Genomic DNA, 838 nt, shown 5'->3' on the forward strand with positions numbered 1-838 from the left:
GCGTCGTCCCGCCCAGCGGGTCGACCACCGTCACCGGGTTGCCGAACCCGTCCCGGCGGTACGCCGTCGTCGCGCCCAGCGGGTCGGTGATCTCCAGCGGGAGGCCCGCCCTGTCGCAGCGCACCCTCGTCGTCGCGCCCAGCGCGTCCGTGACCGACATCAGGCCGCCGTTCGCCGCATACGTGCAGCGCGTCGTCCCGCCCGCCGGGTCCGTTTCCTGGGTGCGGTTGCCCCGCTCGTCGTACGTGAACCGCCAGCACCCGCCGTCCGGGGCCGTGACGGTCTCCACCTGGCCCTCGGCGTCGTACGTCGCGCTCGTCTGCGTGCCGTCCGGGCGGGTCAGGCGCACGACGTGGCCCCGCGCGTCCCGCTCCCAGCGTGTGGTGCGGCCCAGCGCGTCCGTGTGGGACAGGAGGCGGTGGTACGGGTCCCGCTCCGTGTGGGTGACCGCGCCCAGGGGGTCGACCACTCGCTCGATCTGCCAGCTGGGGTTCACCTCGTAGCGGGTGACGTGGCCCAGGGAGTTGGTGACGACGGTGGCACGGCGGGCCGTGTCCGGGTCCGGGGGCTCGAAGGCGAAGTGCGCCTGCATGTGGCCCGCCTCGCCGGACTGCCACACGCAGCGGTCCTCGTCGTCGTACGCGTACGCGTAGTGCGAGCCGTTGGTGTCCGTCCAGGAGGTGATGCGGCCGCGCTCGTCGTAGCCGAAGTGGAGTGGCGTGCCGGTGGAGTTGACCACCTCCGTCAGGTTGCCGTGGGTGTCGTAGGCGTAGCGGATGAGCTGCTGGTCGCCTCCGTCGGGCGCCGCGCCCGCCAGGTGCAGGGCCGTCACGCGGCC

Annotated in this window: 1 pseudogene; it reads right to left on the reverse strand. The window is 73.6% G+C overall.

Annotated elements, in window-relative coordinates:
- Positions 1 to 838: pseudogene (locus G5C65_RS37905) on the reverse strand (RHS repeat protein); the annotation flags it as partial.

The organism is Streptomyces boncukensis (genome assembly GCF_011045075.1).
Lineage (GTDB): Bacteria > Actinomycetota > Actinomycetes > Streptomycetales > Streptomycetaceae > Streptomyces > Streptomyces boncukensis.